At 50.2% G+C, this 541-nt stretch carries 1 protein-coding gene; it reads right to left on the reverse strand.

What is annotated here, in order from left to right; translation table 11 throughout:
* Nucleotides 1-499: hypothetical protein (locus AC1DWB_RS37130; protein ID WP_477546023.1), on the reverse strand; the 499-nt coding region annotated here is incomplete at its 3' end.
* Between the last annotated feature and the right edge of the window lie 42 nt (nt 500-541).

Consider the following 541-nt stretch of genomic DNA (forward strand, 5'->3'; position numbering starts at 1 on the left):
GTCCAACAGAATCAAGATAGGCCCCCCAGTTCGCTTGTTTATCTCGTGATGCATCTGCACTCGCATTACGGTCGTTTGTAATGTCCTGCTGACCATATCTGTTCAACTGATCCGCAAGCGCCGATTGGTTGCGAATCTGATCTTGTCCTGCTCCGTAATTCGCCATTTGGTTCTGATAGTCACGGTTCGCGCTGTCCTGGTATCGTTGGAACGCTTGCTTAATCAACTCCGGTAGCACGTTCGTTGTGACGTTTCCTAGCTCGCGTTGCTGTATCTGGTTGCCTCTATCAACAGCTATAGAGGAGTTTGCGATTCCTTTCGACCCCAGTTGTACGAGAGCGTTGTTCGTTCCAATCTGGGCGTTACGCATAGCGGATTGTAAGGCGTTCTGATACTGCGGATCGGTGTTGTAGTCGTATTTGAATGGCTCCGGTGCTTTGAACTGGAACGGCGTCTGCTGATTCACRCTGTTGTAYAAGTTGTTCTGCGTCGAKGTCATCTGWCCTTGGCGATCCGTYGGATTCCCCATCGCTGTATTAAG

This window comes from Paenibacillus sp. P4_E11 (assembly GCF_056401635.1).